The sequence below is a fragment of the Winogradskyella ouciana genome (assembly GCF_965284585.1).
Classification (GTDB): domain Bacteria; phylum Bacteroidota; class Bacteroidia; order Flavobacteriales; family Flavobacteriaceae; genus Winogradskyella; species Winogradskyella ouciana.
Map to the genome: position 1 here is coordinate 2567916 of NZ_OZ260095.1, position 14665 is coordinate 2582580.

Annotated in this window: 14 protein-coding genes; 9 read left to right on the top strand and 5 right to left on the bottom strand. The window is 35.2% G+C overall.

The features are described from left to right. Window positions 1–65 precede the first annotated feature (65 nt). On the bottom strand, window positions 66–1490 hold the full coding sequence (locus ACQ65V_RS11430; protein ID WP_430467995.1) for an L-serine ammonia-lyase: 1425 nt from the start codon (window positions 1488–1490) through the stop codon (window positions 66–68). Between the two features lie 111 nt (window positions 1491–1601). Then, window positions 1602–2111 carry a collagen-like triple helix repeat-containing protein gene (locus tag ACQ65V_RS11435; protein WP_412561078.1) on the bottom strand — a complete coding sequence of 170 codons (510 nt, stop codon included), beginning with the start codon at window positions 2109–2111 and terminating at the stop codon, window positions 1602–1604. 174 nt (window positions 2112–2285) lie between these two features. Here ACQ65V_RS11435 and dnaK point away from each other — a divergent pair, with 174 nt between their 5' ends. The 6 genes from dnaK (at window position 2286) to ACQ65V_RS11465 (ending at window position 8836) form a co-directional block, all read left to right on the top strand. Next, a complete protein-coding gene (gene dnaK, locus ACQ65V_RS11440; protein WP_430467996.1) occupies window positions 2286–4208 on the top strand; it encodes a molecular chaperone DnaK in 1923 nt (640 codons plus the stop codon). Between the two features lie 213 nt (window positions 4209–4421). Then, window positions 4422–5288, top strand: a complete 867-nt coding sequence (locus ACQ65V_RS11445) for a 3-keto-5-aminohexanoate cleavage protein (RefSeq protein WP_430467997.1) — start codon at window positions 4422–4424, stop codon at window positions 5286–5288. 10 nt (window positions 5289–5298) lie between these two features. Beyond that, the gene (locus ACQ65V_RS11450) at window positions 5299–5943 is read left to right on the top strand and encodes a GNAT family N-acetyltransferase (RefSeq protein ID WP_430467998.1); all 645 of its coding nucleotides are present in this window, start codon (window positions 5299–5301) and stop codon (window positions 5941–5943) included. Between the two features lie 26 nt (window positions 5944–5969). Further along, window positions 5970–6611 (top strand): hypothetical protein, encoded by a 642-nt coding sequence (locus ACQ65V_RS11455; RefSeq protein WP_430467999.1) that lies wholly within the window; start codon window positions 5970–5972, stop codon window positions 6609–6611. A 9-nt stretch (window positions 6612–6620) separates the two neighbouring features. Continuing rightward, on the top strand, window positions 6621–7712 hold the full coding sequence (locus ACQ65V_RS11460) for a sugar-transfer associated ATP-grasp domain-containing protein (RefSeq protein ID WP_430468000.1): 1092 nt from the start codon (window positions 6621–6623) through the stop codon (window positions 7710–7712). Window positions 7713–7834: 122 nt separating this feature from the next. Next, window positions 7835–8836, top strand: coding sequence for a sugar-transfer associated ATP-grasp domain-containing protein (locus tag ACQ65V_RS11465; protein ID WP_430468001.1), 1002 nt, complete (start codon window positions 7835–7837; stop codon window positions 8834–8836). On the opposite strand, the gene ACQ65V_RS11470 is transcribed toward ACQ65V_RS11465, so the two are convergent. Next, window positions 8833–10146: a CoF synthetase gene (locus tag ACQ65V_RS11470; protein WP_430468002.1), complete on the bottom strand. Its 1314-nt coding sequence runs from the start codon at window positions 10144–10146 to the stop codon at window positions 8833–8835. The two genes, ACQ65V_RS11465 and ACQ65V_RS11470, sit on opposite strands and share 4 nt — an antisense overlap. Continuing rightward, complete coding sequence (locus ACQ65V_RS11475) at window positions 10136–10822, bottom strand: acetyltransferase (RefSeq protein WP_430468003.1); 687 nt, start codon at window positions 10820–10822, stop codon at window positions 10136–10138. Before ACQ65V_RS11475 ends, ACQ65V_RS11470 begins: the two co-directional genes overlap by 11 nt. A gap of 212 nt (window positions 10823–11034) precedes the next feature. On the opposite strand from ACQ65V_RS11475, the gene ACQ65V_RS11480 reads away from it, so the two are divergent. Further along, window positions 11035–12264: a class I SAM-dependent rRNA methyltransferase gene (locus ACQ65V_RS11480; protein ID WP_430468004.1), complete on the top strand. Its 1230-nt coding sequence runs from the start codon at window positions 11035–11037 to the stop codon at window positions 12262–12264. A gap of 56 nt (window positions 12265–12320) precedes the next feature. Next, on the top strand, window positions 12321–13268 hold the full coding sequence (locus tag ACQ65V_RS11485; protein ID WP_430468005.1) for an NAD(P)H-dependent flavin oxidoreductase: 948 nt from the start codon (window positions 12321–12323) through the stop codon (window positions 13266–13268). Here the strand turns inward: ACQ65V_RS11485 and ACQ65V_RS11490 are convergent. Then, window positions 13258–13620, bottom strand: a complete 363-nt coding sequence (locus ACQ65V_RS11490; RefSeq protein ID WP_430468006.1) for a hypothetical protein — start codon at window positions 13618–13620, stop codon at window positions 13258–13260. The two genes, ACQ65V_RS11485 and ACQ65V_RS11490, sit on opposite strands and share 11 nt — an antisense overlap. Before the next feature lie 173 nt (window positions 13621–13793). Here ACQ65V_RS11490 and ACQ65V_RS11495 point away from each other — a divergent pair, with 173 nt between their 5' ends. Next, entirely contained in the window at window positions 13794–14645 is an 852-nt protein-coding gene (locus ACQ65V_RS11495; RefSeq protein ID WP_430468007.1) for a hypothetical protein, read from the top strand. Window positions 14646–14665: the final 20 nt, after the last annotated feature.

The following is a 14665-nucleotide window of genomic DNA, read 5'->3' on the forward strand; positions in this document are numbered from 1 at the left end:
AGCGTTAGATTTTTAGATAATTAGATTTGTTAGACTTTTTTCTAGCAATCTAGCAATCTAGCAATCTAGCAATCCGACATATGAACACCAACAGCCAAACCACCTTCCGAGGTTTCTTTATACTTGGTATTCATGTCTTTTGCGGTTTCCCACATAGTGTTGACGACTTTATCTAATGGTACTTTTACATTTTTAGGATCTGTATCTAGTGCCAATTCAGCAGCATTGATAGCCTTAATGGCTCCCATAGAATTACGTTCTATACATGGAATCTGTACCAATCCACCAATAGGGTCACAGGTTAAGCCTAAGTGATGTTCCATCGCAATTTCGGCAGCTACTAAAACTTGTTCTGGTGTTCCTCCCATCAATTCGCATAGCGCACCTGCTGCCATGGCTGAGGACACTCCAATTTCTGCTTGGCAGCCTCCCATTGCTGCAGATATAGTCGCCCCTTTTTTAAAGATACTTCCAATTTCGCTGGCCACTAATAAGAACTTTTTAATGTGCTCAAAGTCTGCTTCATGATTTTCAATAACCATATAATACATCAATACTGAAGGAATCACTCCAGCACTACCATTTGTAGGTGCCGTAACCACACGACCGAGCGAAGCGTTAACTTCATTCACAGCCAAAGCAAAACAACTTACCCATTTTAATATTTGTCTGAATTTAACTTCAGTTTTTCTAATGGTTTGCAACCAGGCTTCAGGGTTTTCATATGTATAATCACCTATTAAATTTTTGTGCATATCGTAAGCACGTCTCCTTACATTAAGTCCGCCTGGTAGGTTACCTTCTGTGTGACAGCCTGTGTACATACATTCTAGCATTGTCGTCCAGATACGCTGTAATTCGAAATCGATGTTGCCTTCATCTCGTATGGATTTTTCATTTTCCAATACAACTCCAGAAATTGGTAAATTTAAATGATGGCAATATTTTAGAAGTTCATCTCCTTTTTCAACAGGATAAGGGAATGTACAGTAGAAAATAATTTTGTTGGCCTTAGAAATTTTACGTTCTTCCTGTACTACAAAGCCTCCACCAATAGAGTAGTAGGTGGATTTATAATTTCGACCATTTATAAGAGCAGTAAAAGTAAGTCCATTGGCATGAAACGGTAAAAACTTACGATTGAATTTTATCTGTTCCTTTGGGTTAAAAGGAAGTGTTTTTTCACCATTAAAATTTAAGGTATTTGTAGTTTTTATATTAGCCACAGTTTTGTCAATATCCTCAACCGGAACGCGCTCAGGATCGGATCCACTAAGACCCAACATTACAGCATAATCCGTGGCATGTCCTTTTCCTGTTAGGGATAATGAACCATAAAGATCTACAGTTATGTTTTCAACCTTATCAAAGCGGTTTTTATCTTTAAGTTCTTGTATCCAGCGCTCAGCAGCACGCCAAGGCCCTAAGGTATGTGAGCTCGATGGTCCAATGCCAATCTTAAGCATGTCAAAAACAGAGATACATTCCATTTGTGTTCTAAATTTCTATTGCAAATATACATTATGTTTATCTGGATTTTTTATAAAAAAACAGCCTTGATTTTTAATCAAAGCTGCTAGCTAATTTATATATAGGTTAAGTTAACGTTTTATAAATTCTTCGATTCCGTATGCGCTCATTACAGCATTTAAATCAGATAAATCTACACGGCCAACATTTTCAGCAGGTACCAAAACAACTCTGAATACTTGCGCATCTGTGTAAGAAGGGTCTAATGTCGAAAAGTCTATGGTTCCGTCTAAAAAGAATCGGACATCATTTTGTGTAAAATCAAAATTATAGACTAGAGTTCCATCCTCAAAATATTCCGTTTGAGGTAATGGTCGCCATATGTCCTGACCATTGTCTACTTCCCATGAAATATAAACTAGGGCAACAGCTGTAGGTCCAACCTCAAAACCATAAGGTTCTATAAGTTCATAGTTATCTTCAGGAGTAAAATCTAGAACAATTTCGAAAGCTGGCGGAACACCAACACCATCTTGGCCATCCTGGCCATCAAATCCATCAAAACCCGGAGGACCTTGAGGACCTTCACAAGCGGTTAATAATAAAGCAAATACTGAAATAAAGGTTAAAATACGTTTCATGATATCTAAAGTTTTTCTTTATAGCATCAAAGGTTATTCCAAAGTGATGCTCAATAAGAAATACTTTCTCAAAAAGAAATCTGACATCATGTCACATTTTTTGTCATGGCATAGAACTTGACCTATACTAGTCGAGTTAAAAATTAAAAACACAACAAAATATAGATATTAATTATGAGTAAGATTATTGGAATTGATTTAGGTACAACCAACTCTTGCGTTTCTGTAATGGAAGGTAACGAGCCAGTTGTAATCCCAAACGCTGAAGGTAAGAGAACAACACCTTCGGTTATCGCCTTTGTAGAAGGTGGTGAAATTAAAGTTGGTGATCCAGCAAAAAGACAAGCAGTGACAAACCCAACAAAAACGGTTTATTCTATTAAGCGTTTTATGGGTAACAAATATTCTGAATCTAAAAAAGAAGCAGAACGTGTGCCGTATAAAGTGGTAAAAGGTGACAACGATACTCCACGTGTGGATATTGATGGTCGTTTATACACACCACAAGAATTGTCAGCTATGATTCTTCAAAAGATGAAGAAAACTGCTGAGGATTATTTAGGAGCTGATGTAAGTAAAGCAGTTATTACTGTGCCAGCATACTTTAATGACTCACAGCGTCAAGCAACAAAAGAAGCTGGTGAGATTGCAGGATTAAAAGTAGAGCGTATTATCAATGAGCCTACTGCTGCGGCCTTAGCTTACGGATTGGATAAAAAATCTAAAGACCAAAAAATCGTTGTATTCGATTTTGGTGGTGGTACACACGATGTTTCCATTCTTGAATTAGGAGACGGAGTGTTTGAAGTATTATCAACAGATGGTGACACACATTTAGGTGGTGACGATATTGATGAAAGAATCATCGATTGGTTAGCTGATGAGTTCATGAATGATGAAGATATGGACTTACGTAAAGATCCTATGGCTTTACAACGTCTTAAAGAAGCAGCTGAAAAAGCGAAGATTGAATTATCATCTTCTGCACAGACAGAAATCAACTTACCTTATGTAACCGCTACCGCTAGTGGACCTAAGCACTTGGTACGTACATTGACACGTTCTAAATTTGAGCAGTTAATCGATGATTTAATCAAGCGTACTATTGAGCCATGTGAAACGGCATTGAAAGCCGCAGGATTATCTAAGTCTGATATTGACGAAGTAATCTTGGTAGGTGGTTCTACACGTATTCCTGCAGTACAGGAAGCTGTAGAGAAATTCTTCGGAAAAGCACCAAGTAAAGGTGTAAACCCTGACGAAGTTGTAGCATTGGGTGCTGGTATTCAAGGTGGTGTATTAACTGGTGACGTAAAAGACGTTCTTTTATTAGATGTTACTCCATTATCACTAGGTATTGAAACCATGGGTAATGTAATGACCAAGTTGATTGAAGCCAATACGACGATTCCGACTAAGAAATCACAAGTATTCTCAACAGCAGCAGATAATCAGCCATCGGTAGAGATTCACGTATTACAAGGTGAGCGTCCTATGGCAGCAGATAACAAAACGATTGGTCGTTTCCACTTGGATGGAATTCCACCAGCAAGACGAGGAACACCTCAGATTGAAGTAACGTTTGATATTGATGCCAACGGTATCATTAAAGTATCTGCGGAAGATAAAGCGACTGGTAAGAAGCAAGATATCCGTATTGAAGCGTCATCTGGATTAACAGAAGAGGAAATCGCTAAAATGAAGCAAGAGGCTGAAGCTAATGCAGAAGCAGATGCAAAAGCTAAGGAAACTGCAGATAAGTTGAATCAGGCTGATGCGATGATTTTCCAAACTGAAAAGCAATTAGAAGAATTTGGTGATAAATTATCAGATGATAAGAAGAAGCCAATTGAAGAAGCTTTAGAGGAATTGAAGAAAGCTTATGAAACTAAAGATATCGTGGTAATAGATCCAGCTTTAGAGAAAATCAATGAAGCATGGAAAGTTGCTAGCGAAGAGATGTACAAAGCACAGGCCGAAGCACAAGGTGCACCAGAAGGTGGACCAACGGATGCAGGAGCAGGTGCAAAAGGACAAGCTCAAGATGCTAACGACAGTAGTGATGTAGAGGATGTAGACTTTGAGGAAGTGAAGTAAGTTAGATTTTTCATTGACTAGGTCAAATCTTTGATTTCTGAATTTATTTCAGAATCTAGAATATAAAAACGCAATCATTAATTTGATTGCGTTTTTTTGTTGCTACAAACTTAAAAAATGTTCAATTTATAGTCATACACTCCCATTTAATCGGATTATTTGTGTTTTATTTAAGAAATAAGCTAGCTTTCGTCATCATTTAACCCAAATCGAATGAATAAGCTAATAATAAACTTCACTCCTACCGGAATGATACCCACTAAGGACATGACACCTCATGTACCTGTTACAGTCAATGAAATTGTAGAAGATGTTCACCGTGCGTACGAGCTAGGCATAACCATGACTCACATACATGCCAGAGATGAAAAGACTGGTGTACCTACTTACAAAAAAGAAGTTTACGCTCAATTGATAGAGGGTATAAGAAAATACGCGCCAGACTTAGTGATTTGTACATCGCTTAGTGGTCGTAATTTTAATACTTTGGATAAGAGAGCAGACGTATTATCTTTAGAGGGTGACTTAAAACCAGATATGGGCAGTTTAACCCTAAGTTCTTTAAATTTTAATAAGGTAGCGAGTATGAACGCTCCAAGTATGATTGAAGACTTGGCAAAAACAATGAAAGCTAAGGGAATTGTACCAGAACTGGAAGTATTTGATGTAGGTATGATTAACTTTGGAAAGTATTTGGTGAAGAAAGATTACATAAGGCCTCCATTATATTATAATCTACTTTTTGGAAATATTGCCTGCGCACAAACCAATTTATTGCATACAGGAGTAATGCTTAATGATATTCCGGAAGATGCTTTGGTTAGTATAGCTGGTATAGGTAATGGACAATTAATGATGAATTCTTTGGCTATTGCTATTGGTAAGGGAGTAAGAGTTGGTTTAGAGGACAATATTTGGTTTGATGCAGAACGTACACGATTGGCAACAAACACATCACTTATAGAACGAATACATACTATTGCCAAAGCCAATAACAGAGAAATTATGACTCCGTCAGAGTTTAGAGTTCAAATGGATATGGAGCCTGGCAATGGTCGCTATGGTCGTATTTACAAATAACCATTAATTTATGGAAGGAGACAAAAAAGGCTTATCCTATAGAGTTAAATGGATGTCCAATATCATAAAACATGGATTGTTTTGGCATGGTGTGCGTAATAATTTAGCCAAAATTGGATTGGATTTTATGCCATATTATTGGGTTAGGGAAGCTACCAGCCCTGTTACACCTCCAGAAATTAGGGGAGAAGATAAAGATTTTGAAATAACCACTTTTGGTGAAGCTGAAATTAATTACATAAAGAATACCATAATAGGTATTGAGCAGAAAGATTTATTGGCTGACCTTAAAAACGGTGAAATTTGTATAGGGTTAAAAAACAGAGAGGAGATTGCTGCTTATATGTTTATAAAGTGTAGGCCATTTACTTTTAGAAAACGTTCTTTTGATTTGCGACCTACGGAAAGCTATTTGCATAGTATGTACACTTTTGAAGCCTATAGAGGAAAGAACCTTGCACCATATTTACGCTATCACAGTTACGAGCATTTAGAGAAAAAAGGTATAACAAACTTTTACAGTGTTAGCGAGTATTTTAATAAGTCCACAATAAGGTTTAAGAAGAAATTGAATTCTAAGCCAATGAAACTCTACCTCAGTTTAGTGATCTTTAAAAAATGGACTATGAATTTTACTTTAAAAAACTATAGCTAAAATAGGCTCTATATAGAACTATTATTATGGAAAATAATAAAAGGGGTATTATCGATAGAATAAAGTGGATTTATAAACTCTCCAAACATGGTTTGTTTATGCAAGGTCTGCGTAATAATCTTGCCAAGATTGGCATAGATATAATGCCGTATTATTATTTTATTTCAACTAAAGATACTGCTGTGCTTCAGAAAATTAGAGGTGAAAAAATAAATTCTACGGTTACGGTTTTTGATGAGTCAGATTTAGAATTGATAAAAGCTTCAATTAGTGGCCTAGACCAAAAAGATTTTCATGAAGATCTAAAAAATGGTGATATATGCATGGGCATAAAGCACAATAATGAAATTGTTGCCTATTCTATGATTAAAAACAAGCCCTTTTATTTTAGAAAACGCTATTTCCATTTATCCGAGAAAGATATCTATATACATAGTCTATATACATTTGATAAGTATAGAGGAAAGAATATTTCACCCTACATGAAATACGAACGTTATGGGTTATTTGAAAAGCAAGGAGTAATTTACCACCATGCTATTACTGAATATTTTAATAAATCTGCTTTAAGAATACAATACAAATTAAAGGCTAAAACCGTCGCCCTATATCTTAGTGTTATATTATTTAAAAAGTGGACATTTAACTATACATTAAAGAAATATTAACTTCATGATATGTACCGTTTCTTTAAAAAAATAGCGTCAAAGTATTTCAGTAGTTTAAGAAAACGCGTTCTCGATTTCAATCATGTAATGAACTCTCGCAATAAAGTTAAAGCTTTAATGCGCAATATTGAGGTTTCTAAATTGAGTCCAAATGAAATTAAAGAAGCGAAATCATTTTTTAAGTCAAGAGGTTACAAGTTAAATCATACGGAATGGCATACGTTCTACAAATCCATGAATGGAGAATTTCATAAAGATTATATTCCATTAGGCTTATTTAAAACTAAAATTTCACCAAAGCTTAATGAAAAGATACAGTGGCCAGCTCTGTTGGATAAGAATATAATATATCGAATATTTAAAGGATTTGAACTGCCAAAACGTGTAGTTCAGAATATCAACGGCTTTTATTATATAAATGACCAACCTGCTACTTTTGATGAAGCTGTAAATGAAATATGTAAAAACGGAAACCAACTTATCATCAAACCAAGTATAGATTCAGGTGGTGGTAAAAAGGTTGTAGCTTTTGAGGTTATAGGAAATAAAACGTCACACAAAAATTTAAGTGTTGAGGACCTTTTAAAACTATATAAAAAGGATTTCATTGTACAAGAGTTTTTAGAGCAAAGTGAAACAATGCGTACACTCAACCCTTCAAGTTTAAATACCTTACGAGTAATATCATATCTAAACGGTAATGGAGTAAATATACTTTCTACTACTGCCAGAGTAGGGGGTTTAAATAGTCGCACGGATAATTACTCCTCTGGTGGCATATTGTGTGGTGTAGATGATTATGGAAGAATTAAAACCAAAGGCTATTCTAAAAAAGGGGTAGCTCTAGATCAAACATTTTCTGGTGTAAAACTCATTGGATATACTGTGCCTAATTATAATCTAGTTGTGGATATGGTAAAGTCCATTCACGTTAGAATTCCATATTTTAAACTTGTCTCTTGGGATATCGCCATTAATAAAAACAATAAGCCAGTTTTAGTTGAGTATAATACCTACAATCAAGGTTTAGAAGTTCAAATAGTAACAGGACCACTTTTCGGTAAGTTTACAGATGAAATCTTAGCAAAGGCACTAGAATAGTTTAATAATAGCGTGTATTTATGTCTTTATATCAACATTTTAAAAATTCATTTATTAAGCGAATACCTATTATTCAGCAACGATTAACGCAATTGCAATTAGAGATAAGTGCTAGACGATATATGAAAACTTTATTGGCAAAAAGAGATTTGCCAAAACTAAGTGCTGAAGAAATTAAAGAAGCCAAATCTTATTATAAATCAAGGGGTTATAATTTGAAAAACACTTATTGGCACAGGTATTATAAAGGTATAAATGGTGAGTTTCATAAAAATTATGTCCCTTACGATATTTTTAACCCTAGGATTAATCCTATGTTGAACCAGAGAAGACAGTGGCCAGCACTATTAGACAAAAACTTGACTTACAATTTATTTAGGGAGTTTAACCAACCTAGGCGTATTGTTCAGAATATTAATGGTTTCTATTATATAAACGACGAAATTGTCGATTTACAAGGCGCAATTGATGCCTGTGGAGCTGTTGAAGGCAAATTAATAATCAAACCAACCATAGATACTGGACGCGGAAAAATGGTTAATACATTTAGTGTCCTTAATTCCAAGACCACTTATAAAGATTACAGTATCGAAAAACTGTTCAAATTATATGGAAAAGATTTTGTGGTTCAAGAATGTTTAGAACAAAGTGCCGTGTTGAAATCTCTCAACCCTTCCAGCCTAAACACCCTTAGAATAGTGTCTTACTTAAATAATGAAGGAGTACATATATTATCTTCAGTTTTGAGAGTTGGAAAGTTAGGAAGCTCTACGGATAATTTCTCAACAGGAGGTCTCTTTTGCGGTATATTAGATGATGGCACCCTAAAAGGAAAGGGTTATAACCCTAAAGGTGAAGTAGTAAAAGAAGCTTCAACAGGTATCAGTTTAGCAGGCTGTAAAATACCCAATTATGTAAAAGTGCAAGAAATGGTAAAGTCAATGCATCATGTGGTTCCGTATTTTAAAATTATTGCTTGGGATATAGGAATAAGCAAAGACGATTTACCATATTTAATAGAATACAATACCCACAAGCTAGGTGTTGATTTGCAAATAGCAGATGGGCCTTTGCTAGGTGATTTTACAGATGAGATATTAGCCCTAGCCTTAAAACGTGCCTAAGCTTTTTTATAATTATTGATTACTTTTCTTCTTTTTCCGGAAGATAATGGTGGAATTTCATCAACATAAGTAATGACAACATTGGCATCGCTACCAAAGTCAGATTTTATACTGTTAATTAATTCATCTTCAAATTCAAAATTTTCGCCTTGTAGATTCAGTTTTACTTCATATTCTTTTTCCCCTTGTTGTATAAACTGATACTGCTTTAATAAATGGTAGTAATTGTAAAACTTGGTATAAACCACAAACGAAGACACAATATTTCCTTTAGAGTCATGGATAACATCCATTTTACGACCCTCAATTTGTTCTAATACCTCTACACCATCTTCATTTAAAGCAAGTTTTGCAATATCACCAGTATCATATCTAATTATTGGCATGGCATAATTAAACAAATCAGTAACTACAATTCTTCCAAATTCACCTGGTTTAACAGGCTTGTCATTATCGAGATTCAAAATTTCTACGTGGTAACTAGCATGATTAATTACAAAGTTGTTGGGTGATTGCAGCGTTTGCTGGGCAATCATACCCACTTCTTCGCTAGAATATCTTGAAAGTACTTGTGTGTCTAAATGCTTACCCAAGGTTTCTTTGGTGTATGGGTTTAAATACTCTGAGTTTGCAATAGCAGCTATTATGCCTGTATCTTTTAAAAAGATATTGTTTCTTTCTAAGTATTGGGCGATCATTTCATATGAAGACGCAAAACCTAACATGGTTTTTTTAGACTGCCTATCTTTTTTTATAAGATTTAAAAATGCTTCAATTCTTTCATCGGTCAATCTAGAGATATCAAACTGAACGGCATTCTGCAGCCAAGCTTTTAATTTACCCTTTTCATTGTGTCCTCTCCAAACTTCAAGTTCATAAAGTCTATTGCCAATTTCAAAACTGGCAGCGTTGAAGAAGTATATGATATCAGCATGATTTCTGTTGCGTTTCCCTTTGTTTTGATATAAGAAAAAAGGAACTCCAGTAGAGCCACTCGTAGAGACTTTAAAATTATCTGCATCCTTAAATTTATAGGACTGAAACTGTTCAAAGTTATCCTGAATGGTCGTTTTTCTTATTACGGGAAAATCTGAAATGGTTTTAGCATCATTAAAATTACCATAGTACGGAGTCGTTTCAACAGCGTGCTTAATAATGTTGTTGGTATGTTGATTCTTTAAGTCTTTAGCCTTATCAGAATTAGGATGCTTAACGCCAAGTTTAACTTCATTGAGTTGGTTTTTTATAAGCCCTCCTTTAAGGCCATCAAGTGTCCAAAAAAACTTATTTCTTAACGAGTTAAGAAGCATAAGGCACTTTTTTAACCAGAATTTTAGAACTCGCTTTTTTGTCCTTTATAGTATTTATAGGCACACCAAATGCTAACTTATGATCACCTATAGGCTTTAGAACTAATGCTCCTCCTCCTATAGTAGTATAATCACCTATGGTTATATTTTGTGCAACTGATGCGCTTAGGCATATTGTAGAACAAAACCCTATTTTTACATTGCCGCCTATTGTGGCTCCAGATGCTAAGCTCGAAAAATCAGACATTATAGAATCATGTCCTAGAGACGATTTTGTATTTAAAAGACAAAACTTCCCAACTTTAGCATTAGCGTTTACTATAGCTCCAGGCATAACTACGGTACCCTCAGGTATTATAATATCATTTGCAAGTATAGCGCTGGGATGTACTATAGGAATAAACTCGAGGTTAGGCGCAACGTCAATAATGTTCTTATATGCAAGTAACCGTGTATCATTATTGCCAATACCAATAACAATTCCGTCAATATCAAACTTTTTGATGAGGCTTGGCAGTAATTCTAAATTACCTAAAACCTTAAATCCATATACATCATCATTAATAGGCTTATAAGAATCTATAAAGCCCAAGAAATTGTGAGTATTATTCTTCTGTATAATATCCACAATCATCTTAGCGTGGCCAGATGCACCATAAATTAAAATATTTTTCATGTAGTAAGTTATTATAGAACCCTCTTAAGTGATTACCATTAAAGTTTGTTCATAGATTTGGATGCATGTCAAAGATATTAACAATTGTTAATAAATAGCATTTATAAGGCTAACAGTAAGTTTTTATCTATTAAAAGACATTTTATTGATGTATTTAAGGTTAATTTTACCTTCATATTGTAAAATAGAAGTTTCTTTAATTTAGAATATTCATGCCTTTCCATATATCATTTAAGGATAATGTTAGACCAAAAAATCTAGCTGTAAAACTGAGCTCTAAAGGAGAACAATCTGTTGTAAAAGGTCATCCTTGGGTCTTTTCAAATAGCATTGTAAAGATTAATGATGATGCAAAGACAGGAGATTTAGCAATCGTATTCAGCAAAAACAAGAATAAGGTTATAGGCTTTGGATTATACGACGATAAATCACCAATCCGTATTAAGATGATTCACAATGCGGAAACCAAAGCGGAAATTAATACAGATTTCTTTCACCAAAAAATAGAACTGGCTTATGACAAAAGGTTAGAGCTACTGCAAACTAATACCAATAGTTATAGACTGTTATTTGGTGAGAATGATGGTTTTCCAGGCTTAATAGCAGATGTTTATGATTCGGTTTTAGTTGTAAAATTATATTCCGAAATATGGCTTCCTTATTTAGAACCTATAGTAAAAAGTTTGCAACAAGTTTCTATGACAAAAACCATAGTGATGCGTTTGAGCAGGAATCTTCAAAACAGTAAAAATCATAATCTTGAAGATGGTAAGGTAATCTATGGTGATTTAGAAAATGAAGTTGTGGAATTTATAGAACATGGAGTTAAATTTACTGCCAACGTGATAAAGGGTCATAAAACGGGCTACTTTTTAGACCATAGACATAACCGAAAAAGAGTAGCAGAGTTAAGCTCACACAAAACAGTTTTGGATGTATTTTCTTATGCAGGTGGATTTTCTGTACATGCATTAGCTAAAGGAGCAACTGAAGTCACAAGTTTGGACATAAGCAAGCAAGCACTAGAAATCGCTTTAGAAAATGGAAGCTTGAACGACTATTCAGGACTTCATAAAACCATTGCAGGTGATGCTTTTACCGAAATGAAAAAATTGATTAAGAGAGGCAAACGTTATGATGTCGTTGTAATCGACCCACCAAGTTTCGCCAAACAAAAATCTGACGTGGAACTGGCAAAGAAAAAGTACGCACAGTTGGCATCACTAGGAGAGAAGCTCACAGCAAAGAAAGGATTGCTGGTATTGGCATCTTGTTCTTCAAGAGTTCTGGCTCAATCTTTTTTTGATTTAAACAATAGAGTGTTAAATGAACAATCCAGACTTTTCGAAACCGTTCTAAAAACCCAGCATGATGTTGATCATCCGATTTCATTTCCTGAAGGAGCCTATCTAAAATGTGGGTACTATAGATTTTTAGAGTAAAAAGTATTATGCACGCATAGCAATTATTAGTATATTTGCTCAAATCAATTTCAGGCATGAGTACTCAACTAACCCAACTCCTAAACATAAAATACCCAATCATACAAGCACCAATGTTCTTGGTGTCTAACGTGGCTATGGTTACTGAAGCTATGAAAGCTGGTATTGCAGGTTGTATTCCTGCGTTGAATTACAGAACACTTGAAGAGTTAAGAGCTGCTATAAAAGAACTGAAAGCAAATAAGGTTGAAGGAGGTTCGTTTGGCTTTAATTTAATTGTGAATAAATCTAATATTAAATACAAAGGACAATTAGAAGTCATTTGCGAAGAAGGTTGTGATTTTATTATTACCTCTTTGGGAAGTCCAGAGGAAACTATCAGACAAGCACATGCCGTTGGTATTAAGGTATTCTGCGATGTGACGGATTTAAAATTTGCCAAAAAAGTGGAAAGCCTTGGAGCAGATGCAGCCATTGCTGTAAATAATGAAGCAGGTGGTCATAGAGGGAATTTATCTCCAGAAGATTTAACGAGTTTATTGCATAAGGAATTATCCATTCCCATAATTTCTGCTGGTGGAGTAGGATGTAAAGAAGATATTGATAAAATGTTGAGTTATGGTGCAGCAGGTGTTTCGGTTGGAAGTCCTTTTATTGCTTCAGAAGAAGCAGGAGTTACTGACGAATACAAACAAGCCTGTGTGGATTATGGTGCTGATGACATTATAATGACCGAACGTATTTCTGGTACACCATGTACTGTTATCAACACGCCTTATGTTCAGAAAATTGGCACTAAAGCCACTTGGATTGAAAATCTACTGAACAAAAATCGAAAACTAAAAAAATGGGTGAAGATGATTCGTTTTTCCATCGGAATGAAAGCCACAGAAAAAGCCGCTAAAAAAGCGACTTATAAAACAGTGTGGGTTGCAGGACCAAGTATTGAGCATACTAAGGAAATCCTTCCTGTAAAAGACATTGTTGCGAAACTTATAAATTAAGCAGCGCTAATTCTTCCTCTAGCTTTTTCTTCTTTTGTTTTCCAGTAAAAATATTGAAGGTGTAACTGGCAGTAAGACCACCTAACATTGTAGCCACAAACTCGCTGGTATCAAACTTGCCACTAATAATATTACCGTCATAGAATTCTTTAGAAAACCCAGCTAGTGAAGAAAGCCCGAAACTATACCAAAATGCCTTACTTTTATTTTTTGTTTTAGAATATATTAAGGCATATGTTCCGCTAGATATGGCTGCACCCACTGCAAAATGTAAGCCATCATCTTCTAGAGTGACTTGCGATGAACTTAGATTAAAAAATGCAAAAGCAAGTAACGTAATAATAATTTTCATGATTGGTTGGTTGATTGAGCGTAAAGTAATCTTTTATAGATTAAACATTTACTATAATCGTTAGAGCTTATATTTATACGATTAAATGGTAAGACTATATTTCCTTTTTCATTCAGAGATGATGACATTTTTATTTCTCTACGATGCAGTGGTAAACTACAAAACCGCTCATTATGAAAACCCTAAAACTTCTTTTCATTTGTTTTTGCATTAATTTATCATTTTCCCAAGTGGGTATTGGCACAACAGATCCAGACGCTTCGTCAATGTTGGATATTGAAAGTACTACTTCAGGTTTATTAATCCCAAGAATGACCCAAGCCCAAAGACTTGCTATAGGGTCACCAGTCGAAGGACTTATGGTATATCAAACCAATTTAGAATCTGGGTTTTGGTATTATAAGGGAGGTACTTGGACGTACTTGTCAAAAGAGGGTGATGATGATTGGCATGGTCCAGGTAGGAATGATATTAATGGTGACTTATACAAATATGGTAAAGTGGATATTAGAGCCTCAGAAGGCTTAGCGGCAATAACAGTAGGATCGGATACTACTGAGCCTGTTGGTGATGGTATCATAGCCATTGGACCACACACAGCAATTACGTCATCCTCAAAATTTGTTATAGGGAAAGAGCGTATTCCAACTGCATATGATAGTACTTATACGTGTAGTGGAGTTTCTGGCTGTAGTTGGCAAGTTTACGCTAGCGAATTTTTAAATCGGAATGCTTTTGAAGTTTCGGCAATGGGCGAGGTGACCATAAACTCACAATATACACTCCCAGTCAACGATGGTAATTCAGGTGATATATTAACAACTGATGGTAACGGTAACCTAAGTTGGCAAGCTTCCACGTTGCCTCGTGCATTTTCAGCCTCAGATACCATAATGGATGATGAAACCTTACAACTCAAAACTTTAAAACGTTTACAGGCAGAACTTTCTGCTATTAAGAAAAAAATAAAGACACTAGAAACTGAAATTGTGCAAAAGTATTACCGTAAGGAGGAAAGTGATTAGTGTTGCTTCTGTTTTATTAA